Origin of the sequence: Pseudescherichia sp., from assembly GCF_032052675.1 — a bacterium.
Lineage (GTDB): Bacteria > Pseudomonadota > Gammaproteobacteria > Enterobacterales > Enterobacteriaceae > Pseudescherichia.
Window position 1 is genome coordinate 26,636 of sequence record NZ_DAMBWA010000011.1, and the last position, 19,852, is coordinate 46,487.

At 59.7% G+C, this 19,852-nt stretch carries 15 protein-coding genes; 10 read left to right on the forward strand and 5 right to left on the reverse strand.

Annotated elements, in window-relative coordinates; genetic code table 11:
- The first annotated feature begins 81 nt into the window (after positions 1 to 81).
- From murQ to tadA, 4 genes are read left to right on the forward strand one after another with little or no spacing between them, the layout of a single operon-like run.
- Complete coding sequence (gene murQ, locus RTX96_RS15020) at positions 82 to 978, forward strand: N-acetylmuramic acid 6-phosphate etherase (protein WP_286140682.1); 897 nt, start codon at positions 82 to 84, stop codon at positions 976 to 978.
- Positions 979 to 987: 9 nt separating this feature from the next.
- A complete protein-coding gene (locus RTX96_RS15025) occupies positions 988 to 2,352 on the forward strand; it encodes a PTS transporter subunit EIIC (protein WP_312671473.1) in 1,365 nt (454 codons plus the stop codon).
- Positions 2,353 to 2,355: 3 nt separating this feature from the next.
- Entirely contained in the window at positions 2,356 to 2,991 is a 636-nt protein-coding gene (gene yfhb / locus RTX96_RS15030) for a phosphatidylglycerophosphatase C (RefSeq protein WP_103818833.1), read from the forward strand.
- Positions 2,992 to 3,051: 60 nt separating this feature from the next.
- Positions 3,052 to 3,543, forward strand: a complete 492-nt coding sequence (gene tadA, locus RTX96_RS15035; RefSeq protein WP_103818834.1) for a tRNA adenosine(34) deaminase TadA — start codon at positions 3,052 to 3,054, stop codon at positions 3,541 to 3,543.
- On the opposite strand, the gene mltF is transcribed toward tadA, so the two are convergent.
- Entirely contained in the window at positions 3,540 to 5,114 is a 1,575-nt protein-coding gene (gene mltF, locus RTX96_RS15040) for a membrane-bound lytic murein transglycosylase MltF (RefSeq protein ID WP_103819457.1), read from the reverse strand. The genes tadA and mltF overlap by 4 nt on opposite strands.
- A 266-nt stretch (positions 5,115 to 5,380) precedes the next feature.
- Here mltF and purL point away from each other — a divergent pair, with 266 nt between their 5' ends.
- The 5 genes from purL (at position 5,381) to glnB (ending at position 13,685) form a co-directional block, all read left to right on the forward strand.
- Positions 5,381 to 9,268 (forward strand): phosphoribosylformylglycinamidine synthase, encoded by a 3,888-nt coding sequence (gene purL, locus RTX96_RS15045; RefSeq protein ID WP_312671474.1) that lies wholly within the window; start codon positions 5,381 to 5,383, stop codon positions 9,266 to 9,268.
- 499 nt (positions 9,269 to 9,767) lie between these two features.
- Complete coding sequence (gene qseE, locus RTX96_RS15050; RefSeq protein WP_312671475.1) at positions 9,768 to 11,198, forward strand: two component system sensor histidine kinase QseE/GlrK; 1,431 nt, start codon at positions 9,768 to 9,770, stop codon at positions 11,196 to 11,198.
- Positions 11,199 to 11,933: a two-component system QseEF-associated lipoprotein QseG gene (qseG, locus tag RTX96_RS15055; protein WP_103818837.1), complete on the forward strand. Its 735-nt coding sequence runs from the start codon at positions 11,199 to 11,201 to the stop codon at positions 11,931 to 11,933.
- Positions 11,930 to 13,267 (forward strand): two-component system response regulator GlrR, encoded by a 1,338-nt coding sequence (gene glrR, locus RTX96_RS15060; protein ID WP_103818838.1) that lies wholly within the window; start codon positions 11,930 to 11,932, stop codon positions 13,265 to 13,267. Before qseG ends, glrR begins: the two co-directional genes overlap by 4 nt.
- A 79-nt stretch (positions 13,268 to 13,346) precedes the next feature.
- Positions 13,347 to 13,685, forward strand: coding sequence for a nitrogen regulatory protein P-II (gene glnB, locus RTX96_RS15065; RefSeq protein WP_002438074.1), 339 nt, complete (start codon positions 13,347 to 13,349; stop codon positions 13,683 to 13,685).
- 53 nt (positions 13,686 to 13,738) lie between these two features.
- Here glnB and hmpA read toward each other — a convergent pair whose 3' ends face one another.
- The gene (hmpA, locus tag RTX96_RS15070) at positions 13,739 to 14,929 is read right to left on the reverse strand and encodes an NO-inducible flavohemoprotein (RefSeq protein ID WP_312671476.1); all 1,191 of its coding nucleotides are present in this window, start codon (positions 14,927 to 14,929) and stop codon (positions 13,739 to 13,741) included.
- A 313-nt stretch (positions 14,930 to 15,242) separates the two neighbouring features.
- Between hmpA and glyA the strand changes: the two genes are divergently transcribed.
- Positions 15,243 to 16,496 (forward strand): serine hydroxymethyltransferase, encoded by a 1,254-nt coding sequence (glyA, locus tag RTX96_RS15075; protein ID WP_312671477.1) that lies wholly within the window; start codon positions 15,243 to 15,245, stop codon positions 16,494 to 16,496.
- A gap of 151 nt (positions 16,497 to 16,647) precedes the next feature.
- Here glyA and RTX96_RS15080 read toward each other — a convergent pair whose 3' ends face one another.
- Genes RTX96_RS15080 through RTX96_RS15090 form a run of 3 tightly spaced genes read right to left on the reverse strand, consistent with a single transcriptional unit; the run spans position 16,648 to position 19,852 of the window.
- Positions 16,648 to 17,247: an SIS domain-containing protein gene (locus RTX96_RS15080; RefSeq protein ID WP_312671478.1), complete on the reverse strand. Its 600-nt coding sequence runs from the start codon at positions 17,245 to 17,247 to the stop codon at positions 16,648 to 16,650.
- Entirely contained in the window at positions 17,244 to 18,881 is a 1,638-nt protein-coding gene (locus tag RTX96_RS15085; RefSeq protein WP_312671479.1) for an FGGY-family carbohydrate kinase, read from the reverse strand. Before RTX96_RS15085 ends, RTX96_RS15080 begins: the two co-directional genes overlap by 4 nt.
- Before the next feature lie 17 nt (positions 18,882 to 18,898).
- Positions 18,899 to 19,852, reverse strand: a complete 954-nt coding sequence (locus RTX96_RS15090) for an ABC transporter permease (protein ID WP_103818843.1) — start codon at positions 19,850 to 19,852, stop codon at positions 18,899 to 18,901.

Below are 19,852 nucleotides of genomic sequence, written 5' to 3' on the forward strand. Positions count from 1 at the left end.
AACATCCTGTTCGCAGGCATCAATGAATTATATATTCCATTATACTGCGCGGGACACGAATTAAATATTCAAAAGGTACTGATAATGAATCTTGGCTCACTGGTATCAGAAACGCGAAATTCTGAGACGATGGATCTGGACGCACTTTCGACTATCGAGTTAGTAACCCGTTTTAATCAACAGGATACGCTGGTCGCGCTGGCAGTGAAAGAGACATTGCCAGATGTTGCACGGGCGGTGGATGCTGCCGCGACGGCGCTGAAAGCAGGCGGACGCATCATCTATATGGGCGCAGGCACCAGCGGTCGGCTCGGCGTGTTGGACGCCTCGGAGTGTCCGCCGACCTTTGGCGTCCCGCACGGCCTGGTGATTGGGCTGATCGCCGGTGGTCCAGGCGCGTTGCTGAAAGCGGTGGAGGGAGCTGAAGATAACCCGCAGCTGGGGGAAGAGGACCTGCGCGCGCTGACGCTCGCCCCCCGAGATCTGGTAGTGGGCCTGGCGGCATCCGGACGCACGCCCTACGTTATCGGCGGGCTTAAGTATGCCCATGCGACTGGCTGCACCACGGTAGCTATCTCCTGTAACCCCGGTTCGCCGATAGCTCAGGAGGCGGATATTGCCATCTCGCCGGTCGTGGGGCCAGAAGCATTGACCGGCTCTACCCGCCTCAAGTCCGGCACGGCGCAGAAGCTGGTGCTGAACATGATCTCTACCGGAGCGATGGTTAAGTTTGGCAAGGTCTACCAAAACCTGATGGTCGATATGAAGGCGAGCAATATCAAGCTCATCGACCGTGCCTGCCGGATGGTGGTTGAGGCAACGGGCGTCACGCTGGAGCAGGCGCGCAGCGTACTGGAGCAGACCGGATATGACGTGAAGCCCGCTATTTTGATGGTGCTGACCGGCCTGGACGTGGAGGCTGCCCGCGCCCGGCTCGAGGCGCATCAGGGGTTCTTACGCGCCGCCCTTAATGACTAAGAGGTTCATATGGATAAGTCACTGACGCTGGCAGGCGAGATTTTGCAGGGCATCGGCGGGCAGGGCAACATCCTGCGGCTGGAAAACTGTATGACCCGGGTACGCTTTGAGGTACAGGATGAGGGGCTGCTCAATATCGGCAGGCTGAAAGCGCTCCCGGGGGTTAGCGGCTACGTTAAGCAGGGCGAGCAGCATCAGCTGATCGTCGGGCCAGGAAGAGCGGGACAGGTGGTGGATGCCATGCGTACGCTGGTCAACGGAGAAGAGGCAGCGCCAATCCCGGATGAGATCGCCCGTAATAAGGCCCAGGCGAAAGCGCACTATAAAGCGCCGATGAGCGATGCCCTGCGCATGCTGGCGAACGTTTTTATTCCGCTGATCCCGGCGTTTATCGCCTCCGGCCTGATCACCGGCATTATCAATATCCTCAAGCGACCGGATATTGCGGGTGATATCGCGCTTCACTACCCCAACCTGCTGGGGCTGCTCGGCATCTTTGGCAGCGCCGTGTTTGCGATTATGAACATTCTCGTGGGGGTCAATGCGGCAAAGGTGTTCGGCGGCTCACAGGCGTTAGGCGGGGTGATGGCAGGTATTCTCTCCAGCCCACAGCTGGCGCAGATTACCTTGTTTGGCGAAGCCTTGCAGCCAGGGCGCGGCGGGGTGATCGCCGTGCTGCTGGTGGTTGCCCTGATGTGCTGGTTTGAAAAGCGATTTCGCGAACGGCTGCCGGGGTCGCTGGAGCTCATTCTTAACCCGCTGCTGACCACGCTCATTACCGGCGCGATTGCGATCGTGGCGCTGCAGCCGCTGGGGGGCTGGATTTCTGACTCCATTGCGCACGGGGCGGGCTGGGCTATCGATCGCGGCGGTCTGCTGGTAGGCGCGGTGCTGGCTGGCACCTTTCTGCCGCTGGTGCTGACCGGCCTGCATCAGGGGCTGGTACCGATCCACGTAGAGCTGGTTCAGGCGCACGGCTTCAACGCCCTGCTGCCCATTCTCTCGATGGCGGGCGTTGGTCAGATCGGGGCGGCGCTCGCCGTGCTGTTGAAAACGCGCAACGCCCGGCTAAAAACGGTAATAAAAGGTGCGCTGCCGGTGGGGCTGTTGGGTATTGGCGAGCCGCTGATTTTTGGTGTTACGCTGCCGCTGGGTAAGCCGTTCATCGGCGCCTGCCTGGGCGGTGCGGTGGGCGGAGCGCTTATCTGCTACTGGAAAGTGGCGACGGTCATCACCTTCGGCATTTCCGGTCTACCGCTGGCTTTAACGATTGTTACCGGAAAAGTCACGATCTATCTGTTAGGCTATTTATTGGCTGTCCTCGCCGGGTTCCTCTTTACCTGGCTGTTAGGTTTTAACGATCCAAAGGAGTAGGGTTTGGCAAATAGCGAGCGTCGTGTTGTGTTTTTCGATCTGGATGGAACGCTGCACCAGCAGGATATGTTCGGGACATTTCTGCGGTATCTGCTGCGGCATCAGCCACTCAATGCGCTGCTCGTTCTGCCGCTGCTGCCGGTTATCGGCATTGCGTTACTGGTAAAAGGACGGGCCGCCCGCTGGCCGATGAGCCTGCTGCTATGGGGATGCACCTTTGGCCATAGCGAGGCGCGGCTCAAGGCGCTGGAAAAGTCGTTTGTAACCTGGTTTCGCGGGCGCGTCACCGCCTTCCCGGTGGTGCAGGATCGGCTGACCCACTATCTCGATGCCTCGGATGCCGATATCTGGCTGATCACCGGCTCGCCGCAGCCGCTGGTGGAGCAGGTCTATTTTGATACCCCCTGGCTACCCCGCGTCAACCTGATCGCCAGCCAGATCCGCCGCAGCCACGGCGGCTGGGTGCTCTCTATGCGCTGTCTCGGGCATGAGAAGGTGGTGCAGCTGGAGCGGAAAATCGGTACGCCGCTGCGGCTCTACAGCGGCTACAGCGACAGCAAGCAGGATAACCCGCTGCTCTACTTCTGCGAACATCGCTGGCGCGTTACGCCCCACGGTGAGCTTCAGCAACTCGAATAGTGTGTGCGTACTTACACCTGTGTATAATGCGCCCCGTTTTGATTACTGGAGTGCTGAGCCGTGTCCGATACTGAATTTACCCACGAATACTGGATGCGCCACGCGCTCTTACTTGCGCAGCGCGCCTGGGATGAAGGGGAAGTTCCGGTGGGGGCGGTGCTGGTGCACAATAACCGCGTTATCGGCGAGGGCTGGAACCGGCCCATTGGCCGCCACGATCCCACCGCCCATGCCGAGATCATGGCCCTGCGTCAGGGGGGGCTGGTGCTGCAAAACTACCGTCTGCTCGATACCACCCTCTACGTCACCCTGGAGCCCTGCGTCATGTGTGCGGGGGCGATGGTTCACGGTCGTATTGGCACCCTGGTGTTTGGCGCGCGGGATCTGAAAACCGGCGCGGCAGGCTCCCTGATGGATGTCCTGCACCATCCTGGGATGAACCACCGGGTAGAGATCGTCGAGGGAGCGCTGCGTGAGGAGTGCTCGGCAATGCTCAGCGACTTTTTCCGCCAGCGTCGGCTGGCGATCAAAGCACAAAAGCAGGCGCGTTAATGCGGCTCAGCGCCCGCTGACGCCTGGTTCAATATCCCCGGCAGCGTAAAGCTCGACTGGCCAAAGGCCTCGGCGGGGGAGAAGGCGCTCAGCGGCATCACGCCATAGCGCGTCTCTGCCAGCTCCTCCTGTGCGACTACCGGATAACTTTGCGCCATCCGCTGCTCGTGAGCGAGCTGCTGCTCCTGCTGTCGGGCTCTCTCCTGCAGATAACCCACCAGGCTAATCTGATACTTGCGGATGTTTTCCACGTAGGCGTAGGCCTCATGTCCGCGGGCGTAGCCGTAGGTCAGCCTGCTGTACCACGCCTTCTGGCTAAGCAGCGGCAGGCGCTGCTTTACGTCAGACCAGCTATCCGGGTTGCCTTTGGTCTTCGCCGTCAGGGCGCGGGCATCAAGCATATGGGCATAGCCCATGTTGTAGGCCGCCAGCGCAAACCAGATCCGCTCCTCCTCGGGCACCGTTGCCGGGACGTGAGCCATCATATCCTGGAGATAGCGCGCCCCGCCGCTGATGCTCTGCTCGGCGTCGGTGCGATCGGTCAGGCCCAGGCTCTGGGCGGTATTTTTGGTCAGCATCATCAGGCCACGCACGCCGGTGGGGGAGGTGGCCTGGGTGTCCCAGTGGGACTCCTGATAAGAGATAGCTGCCAGCAGACGCCAGTCAATCTTCTGGGCGTATTTTTCAAACAGTGGACGCAGGTCAGGCAAGACGCTGTCGATAGCGCGCAGGAAGGCGCGGGTATCAACGTAGTCAAACCCTTTACCGTGGCCGAGGTACTTCTCCTCCAGGCGTGCCAGAGTGCCGTCCTCATTAATTACGTTGAAGAAGTCCAGCATAGCGGCGGAGAGGGCGTTATCGCTGTCCTTCTGGCTGAACCACGCCACCGGCTGCTCGTCGGTAATATCCAGCGCTACCGCCAGCTCGGGATGCACGCGCTGGAAGAGGCTAATAGCTACGGAGTCGGCGATGGTATAGGCCAGCTTCCCCTGGGCAACCTGCAACAGCAGATCGTTAGTGCCCAGCTTCTCATCCACCTTCCAGCTCAGATCCGGGTACTTCTTCTCCTTCAGCGCCTGCAGATCGCTAATGACAACGTGCCCAGGCGCAACGGTCAGCTGGGCATCAGTCACCGTCGCTAGCGTGCGCGGACGCAGGCTGCCTACGCGATAGACCAGCTGCTGGGAGACGGAATAATAGACCGGCCCGCTTTGATAGTGCTTGATGCGCTCGTTGTTATAAACCAGACCGGCCGCCAGCATATCGGCATTGTCGTTATCGAGATCGTCAAACAGCTGGTTGATGTTTTGCCGCACGATGATGCGCAGCTTCACGCCAAGGTAGCTGGCGAACTGCTCGGCCAGCTCATAGTCGAGGCCGGTGGGTTTATCGCTGGTGGCGTTCCAGGTGAGCGGAGAAACCAGGGTGCTGACGCGCAGCTCGCCGCGCGCCTGGATAGCAGCGATGCGGTTTTCGGCTTTACCCGACCACGGGATTGAGGGCCACAGGGCTGCTGCCAGCAGCAGGGTGACAATGCCGATAAGCAGATAATTAAACTTTAATTTTCTCAATGAGTTAATTCTCTGCGTCACCTGACGCCTCAGTCCGCCGTCATTATTATTGAAAAGCATTTGTCCGGAAGTGAGCGGCATTTTGCTTAAGATTGCGGCACTTAGCAACTTATTAGAGAATTAGGTCACATCTATTGTTAAAAATTGCGGGCAATTTTATTTCCACGCAAACGGTTTCGTCGACGCGCAGGATTCTCTATAATGACGCCCGTTTTCCCCCTGGCGCATTCTTACAGCGTCATCGACGCGCTAAAGACGAGAGACTTATGATGGAAATTCTGCGTGGTTCGCCTGCACTGTCTGCATTCCGTATCAACAAACTGCTGGCACGCTTTCAGGCAGCCGCCCTCCCGGTAAGCAACATTTACGCTGAGTATGTCCATTTCGCTGACCTCAACGCTCCTCTAAATGCCGATGAACACGCCCAGCTCGGCCGCCTGCTGACCTACGGCCCGCGCCTGAGCAGCCACGCCCCCACTGGCAAACTGCTGCTGGTGACGCCGCGTCCGGGGACCATCTCTCCCTGGTCTTCAAAAGCAACGGATATCGCCCACAACTGCGGTCTGACGCAGATTGCCCGCCTTGAGCGCGGCGTCGCCTGGTACGTTGAGGCGTCGACCCTGAGCGCAGCGCAGTGGCAGGCGGTGGCCGCCGAGCTGTATGACCGCATGATGGAGACGACCTTTGATGCGCTGGAAGACGCGGAGAAACTCTTTGCCCACCATCAGCCCGCGCCGGTAGAGAGCGTGGACATGCTGGGGCAGGGGCGTGATGCGTTGGTGGAGGCTAACCAGCGTCTGGGTCTCGCGCTGGCGGAAGACGAAATTGATTACCTGTTCGATGCCTTCACCACCCTCGGGCGTAACCCGAACGACATCGAGCTTTACATGTTCGCCCAGGCGAACTCCGAACACTGTCGGCACAAAATCTTCAACGCCGACTGGGTGATCGACGGCGAGCAGCAGCCGAAATCGCTGTTTAAGATGATTAAAAACACCTTTGAGAAAACCCCGGATCACGTGCTGTCTGCCTATAAAGACAACGCGGCGGTGATGGAAGGCTCAGAGGTCGGGCGCTTCTTCGCCGATAGCGAAGCGGGCCGCTACGATTTCCATCAGGAGCCTACCCATATTCTGATGAAGGTCGAGACCCATAACCACCCGACGGCGATCTCGCCGTGGCCGGGCGCGGCAACCGGCTCCGGCGGTGAGATCCGTGACGAAGGCGCAACCGGACGCGGCGCGAAGCCGAAAGCGGGCCTGGTGGGCTTCTCGGTCTCTAACCTGCGTATTCCGGGTTTTGAACAGCCGTGGGAAGAGGATTTCGGCAAGCCGGATCGTATCGTTACCGCGCTGGATATCATGACCGACGGCCCGCTGGGCGGCGCGGCATTCAACAACGAATTTGGCCGTCCGGCGCTGACCGGCTACTTCCGTACCTACGAAGAGAGGGTCAACAGCCACAACGGCGAAGAGCTGCGCGGCTACCATAAGCCGATCATGCTGGCGGGCGGTATCGGTAACATCCGTGCCGACCACGTGCAGAAGGGCGAAATTACCGTTGGCGCGAAGCTGGTGGTGCTCGGTGGCCCGGCGATGAATATCGGTCTTGGCGGCGGGGCGGCCTCGTCAATGGCGTCCGGCCAGTCCGATGCCGACCTCGACTTTGCCTCCGTCCAGCGCGACAACCCGGAGATGGAGCGCCGTTGCCAGGAGGTGATCGATCGCTGCTGGCAGCTGGGCGATGCCAACCCAATTCTGTTTATCCACGACGTTGGCGCAGGCGGTCTCTCTAACGCCATGCCGGAGCTGGTAAGCGACGGCGGCCGCGGCGGCCGTTTCGACCTGCGCAGCATCCTGAGCGATGAGCCGGGCATGAGCCCGCTGGAGATCTGGTGTAACGAATCGCAAGAGCGCTATGTAATGGCGGTGGCCGCCGATCAGATGGCGCTGTTCGATGCCCTCTGCCGCCGTGAGCGCGCCCCTTACGCCGTTATCGGCGAAGCGACCGAAGAGCGCCACCTGAGCCTCACCGACAGCCACTTCGACAATCAGCCTATCGACCTGCCGCTGGACGTTCTGCTCGGTAAAACGCCGAAGATGACCCGTGACGTCGAATCGCTGAAGGCCGCCGGAGAAGCTTTCGACCTGCAGGGCATTACCGTGGCCGACGCGGTTAACCGCGTGCTGCACCTGCCTGCGGTAGCAGAGAAAACCTTCCTGGTGACCATCGGCGACCGTACCGTCACCGGCATGGTCGCCCGGGATCAGATGGTTGGCCCGTGGCAGATCCCGGTAGCCAACTGCGCGGTGACCACCGCCAGCCTCGACAGCTACTACGGCGAAGCGATGTCCATCGGGGAGCGCTCTCCGGTGGCGCTGCTGGACTTTGCCGCCTCCGCCCGTCTGGCAGTCGGTGAAGCGCTGACCAACGTGGCCGCCACGCAGATTGGCGATATCAAACGTATCAAGCTCTCCGCGAACTGGATGGCCGCAGCGGGTCATCCGGGTGAGGACGCCGGTCTCTATGAGGCGGTGAAAGCGGTGGGCGAAGAGCTGTGTCCGGCCCTCGGTCTGACCATCCCGGTGGGTAAAGACTCGATGTCGATGAAAACCCGCTGGCAGGAGGGGAGCGAGCAGCGCGAAATGACCTCGCCGCTGTCGCTGGTGATCACCGCGTTTGCCCGCGTAGAGGACGTGCGCCACACCGTGACGCCGCAGCTCTCTACCGACGATAACGCCCTGCTGCTGATCGACCTTGGCAAGGGCCATAACGCGCTGGGTGCGACGGCGCTGGCACAGGTCTACCGCCAGCTGGGCGATAAACCGGCCGACGTCCGCGACGTGCATCAGCTGAAGGGCTTCTACGATGCCATACAGGCGTTGGTGGCGGCACGTAAACTGCTGGCCTACCACGACCGCTCTGACGGCGGCCTGCTGGTGACTCTCGCCGAGATGGCCTTCACCGGCCACTGCGGTATCGAAGCCGATATCGCCGCGCTGGGCAGTGACCGTCTGGCCGCGCTGTTTAACGAGGAGCTGGGGGCGGTGATCCAGGTCCGTGCCGAGGATCGTGATGCGGTGGAGAACATCCTCAGCGCCCACGGCCTGGCCGACTGCGTACACTACCTGGGTCGTGCCGTCGCAGGCGATCGCTTCGTGATCACCGCCAACGACCAGGCCGTGTTCAGCGAAAGCCGCACCACGCTGCGTATGTGGTGGGCAGAGACGACCTGGCAGATGCAGCGCCTGCGTGATAACCCGGCCTGTGCCGACCAGGAGCATAACGCCAAGGCGCAGGATAACGATCCGGGCCTCAACGTGAAGCTCTCCTTCGACATCAACGAAGACGTCGCTGCGCCCTATATTGCTACCGGTGCACGACCGAAAGTGGCCGTCCTGCGTGAGCAGGGGGTTAACTCCCATGTGGAGATGGCGGCAGCCTTCCACCGGGCGGGCTTTGACGCCATTGACGTTCACATGAGCGACCTGCTGGCGGGCCGTACCTCGCTGGAGAGCGCCCACGCGCTGGTGGCATGCGGCGGCTTCTCCTACGGGGACGTGTTGGGGGCGGGTGAGGGTTGGGCGAAATCGATCCTCTTCAATGAGCGCGTACGCGACGAGTTCGAAACCTTCTTCCACCGTCCGCAGACCCTGGCCCTGGGCGTCTGTAACGGCTGCCAGATGATGTCCAACCTGCGCGAGCTGATCCCAGGCAGCGAGCTGTGGCCGCGCTTTGTGCGTAACGTCTCCGAGCGCTTCGAAGCACGCTTTAGCCTGGTGGAAGTCACGCAAAGCCCGTCGCTGCTGCTGCAGGGGATGGTTGGCTCGATGATGCCGATTGCGGTTTCCCACGGTGAAGGCCTGGTGGAAGTGCGTGACGATGCGCACCTTGCCCAGCTGGAGAGCAAAGGTCTGGTGGCGCTGCGCTATGTCGATAACTTCGGTAAGGTGACTGAGACCTACCCGGCCAACCCGAACGGCTCGCCGAACGGTATCACTGCGGTGACCAGCGAAAGCGGACGCGTGACCATCATGATGCCGCACCCGGAGCGCGTGTTCCGCACCGTGGCAAACTCCTGGCACCCGGAAAACTGGGGCGAGGATAGCCCGTGGATGCGTATTTTCCGCAATGCGCGTAAGCAGCTGGGTTAATCGCAGCACGCCGCTGTCGCAAAATCACGACAGCGGCAAAATGAGATGTCGTCAATTGGCGACGTATAATTAATTGATTTTAAATGGTTTATTTTTGGTGCTTTTGTGGTGTTGCCAATTGGCGACACATTGCTTAAATAGAGCGCAAAAATGATGCAGTTCACAAAATAATAAATAGCCTTACAAACATAGAGTTACGTAATAATAATATACATTGGCATAACTTGTGCATATAATAGCGCAGTGGCTCATTCACCTTCTTATGTCAGCCCCTTCGGGACGCGCTACATAAACCCTGGAATGACGCACAAACAGGTGCCTGCCGTCTCACTTCTGATCATAGCGTTGCTATTTCAGGCCCGGGGCGAAACGTCGAGTAAGGCACCGCCTATTCCATGATAATGCCGGGTTTTTACCCGGCATTATTGTTTTTAGTCTTCCCCCATCCCTCATCCTCAGCTAGCATTCCGGTAAATCCTTTCTTCACGAGAGTAACGCGTTGAAACGCTGGCCTGCATTTCCCCGCTCCCTGCGACAGCTTGTCATCATGGCGTTTTTGCTGGTTCTGCTGCCGCTGCTGGTGCTGGCCTGGCAGGCGTGGCAAAGCCTGAATACGCTCAGCGCCCAGGCGGCGCGCACCAACCGCACCACGCTTATTGACGCCCGTCGCAGCGAGGCGATGACCAACGCGGCGCTGGAGATGGAGCGCAGCTACCGACAGTACTGCGTGCTTGACGATCCCACCCTGGCGCGGGTCTATCAGAGTCAGCGCAAACGCTACAGCGACATGCTTGATGCCCACGCCGACGTGCTGCCAGACGAGAAGCTCTATCAGGCGCTACGTGACGATCTCAACGCTCTGGCTCAGCTACAGTGCCACAACAGCGGCCCTGCGCAGGCGGCCTCTGCCAGCCTTGAAGCCTTCGCCGCCGCCAATACTGAAATGGTGCAAACCACCCGTAAGGTGGTATTTACCCGCGGGCAGCAGCTCCAGCAAGAGATTGCCGCTCGCGGCCAGTTCTTTGGCTGGCAGGCGCTGCTGCTCTTTCTGGTTAGCCTGGCGCTGGTACTGCTCTTTACCCGCATGATCATCGGCCCGGTGAAGGGCATTGAGCGGATGATCAACCGGCTGGGGGCAGGGCAGTCGTTGAACAGCCGGGTGGCCTTTAAGGGGCCGCGCGAGCTGCGCTCCGTTGGCGAGCGCATCATCTGGCTCAGCGAGCGGCTGGCATGGCTGGAGTCCCAGCGCCATCAGTTTCTGCGCCATATCTCCCATGAGCTGAAAACCCCGCTGGCCAGCATGCGCGAAGGCACCGAGCTGCTGGCCGATGAGGTGGTCGGGCCGCTCACGGCGGAGCAAAAAGAGGTGGTGGAAATTTTGGACGGCAGCAGCCGCAATCTACAAAAGCTGATTGAGCAGCTGCTGGATTATAACCGCAAGCTGGCCGATGGGGCGGTGGAGCTGGAGACGGTCACTATCGCGCCGCTGATCGAGACGGTGATCTCCGCTCACAGTTTACCGGCACGGGCTAAAATGATGCATACGGAGGTCGCGCTGAAGGCGGACAGCTGTCTGGCGGAGCCGGTGCTTTTACTGAGCGTATTGGATAATCTCTACTCTAACGCGGTGCACTATGGCACTGAATCCGGTAACATTCTTATTCACAGCTATCCGCACGGCACGCGTTTGCGTATAGAGGTCACCAATACCGGTACGCCCATTCCGCAGGCCGAGCGGGAGATGATTTTCGAACCTTTCTATCAGGGAAGCCACCAGCGAAAAGGCGCGGTAAAAGGCAGCGGGCTGGGTCTGAGCATCGCCAGGGACTGTATTCTGCGCATGCAGGGTGAACTGCAGCTGGTCACCAGCGATGAATCGGGCGTCTGTTTTCGCATTGAGCTGCCGCTTGCTGGATCGGATAAAAGCTAATTGAATCTATATCAGGTAACTATGTCGCATATTATGAATCGCGTTGTGAAAATGATTTCGCAGCATTCCGCGTTGCCTGTCGGCTTATCATGCCTGCTGCTGGCGGGTTGCGCAGCGGACGCGCCTGTTAAGCCGGTAAATAAAGTTCAGGAAGAGAAGCTTCCCCAGCGCCAGCTGGCCGATTTTCTGTCCACGCCCTGTGATAACGTCTGGTCGCTGACCGGTCAGGCCGTGGAGTCGAATCCGCTCTACTGGCTGCGCGGCATGGACTGTGCGGAGCGCCTCTCGCCGGTGATGGCCCGCGCCGAAGCTAAGCGCTGGCCGGATGATACCTGGCAGGCTACCTTCAAACGCGGCATCCTGCTGGCCAATGCCAAAATCACGCCGATAGAGAGACGCGCTTTTACCACGCGAATGGATACCCTCAGCCCACAGCTACCGATGCAGGTCCGTACCCTGTTCCAGGTGTGGCGCGACGGCCAGGCGACGCAGCTCCAGCTCGCGGAAGAGCGTTCGCGCTATGCCAAGCTCCAGCAGTCGCGGGACAGCGATCTGGAGGCGTTACGCCAGCAGCAACAGCATCTGCGCGAGGAGCTGGAGACCACCTCGCGCAAGCTGGAGAACTTAACCGACATTGAGCGGCGGCTCTCAACACGCAAACCTGGCGGGGCGGAGATCCCCGACAGCACCCGTCCGGCGCAGCCGGATGCCCAACAGGAGGATGTTAAGCCATGACGCCGCGTAAACCTGCCCATCTGCTGCTGGTGGATGACGATCCCGGCCTGCTGAAGCTGCTGGGCCTGCGCCTGACCAGCGAAGGCTACAGCGTGGTGACTGCCGAAAGCGGCCAGGAGGGGCTGCGCGTGCTGGCGCGGGAGAAGGTCGATCTGGTGATCAGCGACCTGCGTATGGATGAGATGGACGGCATGCAGCTGTTTGCCGAGATCCAGCGCGTTCAGCCGGGCATGCCGGTGATCATTCTTACCGCCCACGGCTCTATTCCCGACGCCGTTGCCGCTACCCAGCGGGGCGTGTTTGGCTTTCTTACCAAGCCGGTGGACAAAGATGCGCTCTATAAAGCCATCGACGATGCGCTGGAGCATGCGGCACCCGCCAGCGACGAGGCGTGGCGGGAGAATATTATTACCCGTAGCCCGGTAATGCTGCGCCTGCTGGAGCAGGCCCACATGGTGGCCCAGTCCGACGTTAGCGTGCTGATCAGTGGCCAGAGCGGAACCGGCAAGGAGATCCTTGCCCAGGCGATCCACAATGCCAGCCCGCGGGGCAAAAATGCCTTTATTGCCATCAACTGCGGCGCGCTGCCGGAGCAGCTGCTGGAGTCGGAGCTGTTTGGTCACGCGCGCGGGGCGTTTACCGGCGCGGTCAGCAGCCGGGAGGGGCTGTTCCAGGCGGCGGAGGGCGGTACGCTGTTTCTCGATGAGATTGGCGATATGCCTATCCCGCTGCAGGTCAAACTGCTGCGGGTACTGCAGGAGCGCAAGGTGCGACCGCTGGGCAGCAATCGCGATATCGATATCGACGTGCGCATTATCTCCGCGACCCACCGCGATCTGCCCAAGGCGATGGAGCGGGGCGAGTTCCGCGAAGATCTCTTTTACCGCCTGAATGTGGTCAGCCTGAAGATCCCGGCGCTGGTGGAGCGAGCGGAGGATATCCCCCTGCTGGCCAACCATCTCCTGCGGCTGGCCGCCAGTCGCCATAAGCCGTTTGTGCGGGCCTTCTCTACCGACGCCATGAAGCGGTTGATGACCGCCTCGTGGCCGGGTAACGTGCGCCAGCTGGTGAACGTCATTGAGCAGTGCGTGGCGCTTACCTCCTCGCCGGTGATCAGCGATGCGCTGGTGGAGCAGGCGCTGGAGGGTGAGAACACCGCGCTACCGACCTTTGCCGACGCCCGGAACCAGTTTGAGCTTAACTATCTGCGCAAGCTGCTGCAGATCACCAAGGGCAACGTGACGCACGCGGCGCGCATGGCCGGGCGTAACCGCACCGAGTTTTATAAGCTGCTTTCACGTCACGAGCTGGACGCCAACGACTTTAAAGAGTAGGCCGCACACGCACGTGAAATATGGTAGTGTGAGCAATCGATTACGAGCTGCTGACAGGCAAAAGAATTAGGGGATCACCGTGAAAAAGATTGATGCGATTATTAAACCTTTCAAGCTGGATGATGTGCGTGAAGCGCTGGCGGAAGTCGGCATTACCGGAATGACCGTCACCGAGGTGAAAGGCTTTGGTCGCCAGAAGGGCCACACCGAGCTGTATCGTGGCGCGGAGTACATGGTAGATTTTCTGCCGAAGGTAAAAATTGAGATCGTAGTGACCGACGATATCGTCGATACCTGCGTGGATACCATTATCCGCACAGCGCAGACCGGGAAAATCGGCGACGGTAAGATTTTCGTTTTCGACGTGGCGCGCGTAGTGCGTATCCGTACCGGCGAAGAGGACGACGCGGCTATCTAATCGCCCGCAGGCTTACCCCAGCCCCCATTTTACGGGCCGGGGTAAGCGAGATCTTAGAGAACCTTGTGCGGACCGAAGCACTCGTAGTGGATGCGATCGGCATCAACGCCCAGGGCAATCAACTGCTTCGCCGCGAACTGCATAAAGGCGACCGGGCCGCAGAGATAGCACTGCATCGTCGGGTCGCTAAACGCCCCCTCCAACTTGCTTAAATCCATCAGCCCTTCGCTATTAAAGCGTGCTGCGTTGCGATCTGCCTCAGTGGGAATACGATACCAGGTGTGCGCCTGGAAGTGCGGCAGCGTGCTGCCCAGGGCGGCAACTTCATCTTCAAAGGCGTGTACCTCGCCGCTCTCAGCGGCATGGAACCAATTCACCTGGCCTGGATGCTGCGCGCTGGCAAGGGTGTCCAGCATCGCCAGCATCGGGGTCTGACCCACGCCAGCGGAGATCAGCGTCACCGGAGCGTGCGGAGGCACGTCGAGGAAGAAGTCACCTGCCGGAGAAGCCAGCTGGACCACATCGCCCACGCGCGCTTCGTCGTGCAGCCAGTTGGAAACCTGGCCGCCAGGCTCACGCTTCACGGCGATGCGATACCCTTTACCATCGGCCTTGCGGGTCAGGGAGTACTGGCGGATCTCCTGGTGGGGGAAACCCTCCGGTTTCAGCCAGACGGCGAGATACTGGCCCGGACGGTACTCGGCTACTGGCTGACCGTCGACCGGCTCAAATTCAATGCTGGTGATCAGCGCGCTGCGCGGCGTTTTGGCCACTATGCGGAAGGCGCGGGTGCCCTCCCAGCCGCCGGGCTGCGTAGCATGGGCTTCATACAGCTCGGCTTCACGGTTGATGAACACGCCCGCCAGCACGCCGTAGGCTTTGCCCCACGCCTCCAGCACCTCCTGACCTGGGCTATAAAGCTCATCAAGGGTGGCCAGCAGATGTTCACCGACGATGTTGTACTGGTCAGGTTTGATCTGGAAACTGGTGTGCTTCTGGGCAATCTTCTCCACCGCAGGCAGCAGCGCCGGGAGGTTCTCAAGATTGCTGGCATAGGCGGCAATGGCGTTAAACAGCGCTTCACGCTGGTCACCGTTGCGCTGGTTGCTCATGTTGAAAATCTCTTTCAGCTCCGGGTTGTGCTTAAACATGCGGTCATAGAAATGCGCCGTCAGCTTCGGGCCGGTCTCAACAAGTAGAGGGATAGTGGATTTTACGGTTGCGATAGTTTGAGCGTCGAGCATTGCCTTTTCCTTAATGATTTTTTCTATAAGTTGTATTTTAAATGCATCTTATAAAAGTTCCCCTGTATTGTAAATGGTTAATAGCGTATTTCCGCTGTGTTGTAATGTCATGAAAAATTTGCACGATAAACCTGAAAAGAAATCGTGATTCTTGAGGTGGGTGCATATCCGACAAACCCTTACGCCACGCGGAGCCAATCGTTTGCGTAAAAACCCATGTCAAGACCTGTTATCAGAAAATGGATCGGTTATACTGGTCGCCGTTGCCCCGAGGGCCATTGAAAATTACCGTTAGCTGAGTCAGGAGATGCGGATGTTAAAGCGTGAAATGAACATTGCCGATTATGATGCCGAACTGTGGCAGGCGATGGAGCAAGAGAAAGTACGTCAGGAAGAGCACATTGAGCTGATCGCCTCCGAAAACTACACCAGCCCGCGCGTTATGCAGGCCCAGGGTTCTCAGCTGACTAACAAATATGCCGAAGGCTATCCGGGCAAACGCTACTACGGCGGCTGCGAATACGTTGACGTGGTTGAGCAGCTGGCTATCGACCGTGCAAAAGCGCTGTTTGGCGCTGATTACGCGAACGTGCAGCCGCACTCTGGCTCCCAGGCTAACTTCGCGGTCTACACTGCACTGCTGCAGCCGGGTGATACCGTGCTGGGGATGAACCTGGCGCAGGGCGGCCACCTGACTCACGGCTCCCCGGTTAACTTCTCCGGCAAACTGTACAACATCATCCCTTACGGTATTGATGAGTCCGGTAAAATTGATTACGAAGACATGGCGAAGCAGGCTAAAGAGCACAAGCCGAAGATGATCATCGGTGGTTTCTCTGCTTATTCCGGTATCGTTGACTGGGCAAAAATGCGTGAAATCGCCGACAGCATCGGCGCTTACCTGTTCGTTGATATGGCGCACGTTGCGGGTCTGATTGCCGCTGACGTGTATCCGAACCCGGTTCCGCACGCGCACGTTGTGACCACCACTACCCACAAAACCCTGGCGGGCCCGCGTGGCGGCCTGATCCTTGCTAAAGGCGGTGATGAAGAGCTGTACAAAAAGCTGAACTCCGCTGTCTTCCCAAGCGCGCAGGGCGGCCCGCTGATGCACGTTATCGCGGCAAAAGCGGTTGCGCTGAAAGAAGCGATGGAGCCAGAGTTCAAGGTTTACCAGCAGCAGGTTGCCAAAAACGCTAAAGCGATGGTAGAGGTGTTCCTGAACCGTGGCTACAAAGTGGTGTCTGGCGGTACCGAGAACCACCTGTTCCTGCTGGATCTGGTTGATAAGAACCTGACCGGTAAAGAAGCTGACGCTGCCCTGGGCCGCGCCAACATCACCGTCAACAAAAACAGCGTGCCAAACGATCCGAAGAGCCCGTTTGTGACCTCCGGTATCCGTATCGGTTCTCCGGCTGTGACTCGCCGCGGCTTTAAAGAAGCGGAAGTGAAAGAGCTGGCTGGCTGGATGTGTGACATTCTGGACAACATCAACGACGAAGCGGTCATTGAAAGCACCAAACAGAAAGTGCTGGATGTCTGCGCCCGCTTCCCGGTTTATGCATAATCCTTTATGGATATGAAAAAAGGCCGCTGATGCGGCCTTTTTTTCATCAGGTCATGCACTAGCCTGTAGGCCCGGCAAGCATCGCGCCGCCGGGCGGCGCTTCGCTTGCCCAGCCTACAAAACCCTGCAACAGTACTGGTCTGTAGATATATTACCGCTGGCCGCGCAGCGTAACGCCCACGTCGCCGCCGGGATGCACCGCCAGCAGGCTCTCTTTCGAATAGCCGCTCTCACTCATCAGGCAGGCGCAGGCAGCATCGAAAATCGCCAGCGCCAGCACGATGGAGGTGGTTGCCAGCATATTCAGCGGATCGATCTCGCGCTGCACGCCGGTGGAGATCACCAGCCGGGAGGCGCGAGCAATTGCTGAATCGGCGTTCTCGGTCACGCTGACCAGCGGCACGCTGCGGGCCGCAAGTCCAGGCAGCAGTCGCGTTAGCTCGTCGGAGTTACCGCCGCGGGAGAGCATGATCATCAGGTCGTCGGCGCGTAAAAAGCCCAGATCGCCATGCGCCGCATCGGTGGCGTTCAGGTAGATCGCCGGGCGCTCCACGCAGGCCAGCATATGGGCAATTTTACGCGCCGCAATGCCGGAGGTGCCTACGCCGGTGACCACAATCTTGCCTTTGCAGCCGCGCAGCTCGGCCAGCAGCGCCTCCCACTGCGGCTCGCTAAGGTGCTGACCCAGCCCGGCCAGCGCCTCGCTATAGATACTCCAGGCGGCGGTGGCCTGCTGCCATGATTGACTCATGCTCCCTCCTGCATCAGCTGACGGTACTTCATGTGATCTTCGTACATCGCATGGAACACCTTGTACTTGCGGTCATAGTACTGCTTGATCTTATTGGTCTGTGGCGTGACGGTCTTACCGATCCGGCTCATGGCCGACATCGCCTCCGGGAAGGTCTCGAAAACGCCCGCCGCAAGGGTGCCCATCATCGCGCCGCCGAGCAGCATCGCTTCGCTCTCCTCCGGCAGCAGCATGGCGCAGCCGGTGGCGTTAGCGTGCTCCTGGACAAAGATTGGGTTCTTGGTGCCGCCGCCGCTGGCCATAATGGTATCGATGGTGTAGCCAGTTTGGTTCATGGTCTCAATAATATGCCGGGTACCGAGGGCAATCGCCTGGATGGTCGCCAGGTATTGCAGAGCCATATCCTCCGGCGTGCGGGAGAGTTTCAGGCCGCTAATCACGCCGGTTAAGGTTGGATTCGCCCGCGGTGAGCGGTTGCCGTGGAAGTAAGGGAGAATATGGATATCGCGGGTCAGGAAAGCGATATTCTCCGGCTCGCCCGCCATCTTGCGCAGCAGGGCATTCAGCACTTCATAGATGGTCTGCCCCTGGGTTTTCGCCTGCGCCAGCAGGGTTTCGTAGCAGGGGTGGGACTGAATGATATGGTCGATCAGCGCCCCGGTCGCCGACTGACCGCCCTCGTTGAGCCAATAGTCCGGCAGCACCGCCGAGTAGTAAGGGCCCCAGACGCCGCCGATAAAGCGCGGCTGCTGGGAGATGGCCATATGCCCCGTCGAAGTGCCGCCAATCAGCGCCACGCGGCGATCGAAATCTGCCACTTCGCCAGAGACGCCGCTTGCTCCCAGGATGCCGAGAGTGCCCGCGTGGGCGTCGATGATCGATACGCTCACCGCCGTGCCGGGGATCAGTCCCATCTCGCTGGCGGCGCGCTGCGTCAGGCCGTGACCGAGAGGTTCACCCATCGTTTTAACGTAGCGGCCAATCTTCTCCGCGTCGTGCTCAAGCAGATCCTCCAGCCCAATCTGGCGGAAATAGCTGCCGTCCCACTTATCTTCGTGACCCATATAGGTCCATTTACAGACGGTAGAGCAGAGCGAACGCGTATCGTCGCCCGTGGCACGCCAGGTCAGGAAATCCGGCAGGTCAAAATAGTAGCCCGCATTAGCCCAGGTATTCGGCATGTGCTGCTTCAGCCACAGCAGCTTCGGAGTCTGCATCTCCGGGGAGATGATCCCGCCGACGTAGTCCAGCACCCGGTGGTGCAGGGCGTTGATGCGGTCGGCCTGGGTAATGGCCCGGTGATCCATCCAGACGATAATGTTCTGCTCGCTGCGCCCGGAGGGGCTGATAGTCAGCGGCTTACCCTCTTTATCCAGCACCACCAGCGAGCAGGTCGCGTCGAACCCCAGCCCTTTCACCTGAATGGGATTGATATCCGCCTGGTTGACCGCGTCGCGTACCGCGTTGCACACCATCTGCCAGATATTGTCGGAGGACTGCTCAACGAAATCAGCCTGCGGACGATACATTTCAATGGCCCGGCTGGCCTGGCTGACCATTCTGCCGTTAAGATCAAACACGCCCGCCCGGGCGCTCCCTGTCCCTACATCCACACCAATGAAGTAACTCGCCATAATTTGTTCTCCTGACATCAGGCTTTACGATTCTGTAATGCGATAAAGAGGATCAGCACGGCGCCCCACAGCGCCATCGTCAGATAGCTGCTGATCCCCAGCAGGTTAAAGCCGCTTTCCAGCATCTGCAGCACGACGAGGGCCAGCACCAGGCCGACGATGCGGCCAAATCCGCCGTCGGGGTTAATGCCGCCCAGCACCGAGGCGAGAATGGTCACCAGCAGATAGGATTCGCCATAGCCCGCCTTCGCCGAGTTGAATTTCGCCATCATCAAAATGGCGGCGACCCAGCCGAGCAGGGCGGAGATGACATACACCGCAATCTGCACGCGGACGGTATTCACGCCGCTGTAGCGCGTGGCCTGCTCGTTGGAGCCTACCAGGTAGAGACTACGCCCGAGGGTGGTGTGCTCCAGCAGAACCCACAGCAGCACCGCTACGAGTAAAAAGAGCAGCAGCGCCACGGGGATGCCCACCACGGTGGCATTGCCCAGGAACTGGATCGCTGCCGGGAAGCCGGAGATCACCGTCCCGTTAGAGAGCAGAATATTGAGGCCGGAGATCAGCGTCATGGTGCCGAGCGTGGCGAGGATCGGCGAGACCCCTACCCAGGCGATCAGCGCCCCGTTCAGCGTGCCGATCGCCACCGCGACCGCCGCCCCAGCCAGCAGGGCCAGCGCCAGGAAAAGTGGATTATCAGGATGGCTGACGATCACCGCCGCCATCACCAGCGAGCAGGCGTTAGCCCCGGCGATAATCGACAGATTAATGCCGCCGGTGAGCATGGTAATACCCATCCCCAGCGCCAGCATGCCAAGGATCGGCAGCTGCGAGGTAATGGACTGGAAGTTGGCGACGCTAAAGAAGCGGCTGCCCAGCAGCGCCGAGAAGACCACGGCAACGACGATAATGATCACGCACTGCAGGCGGATGATGGCATCACCGGGTAAGAGTCGTGCGATTGCTTTCAT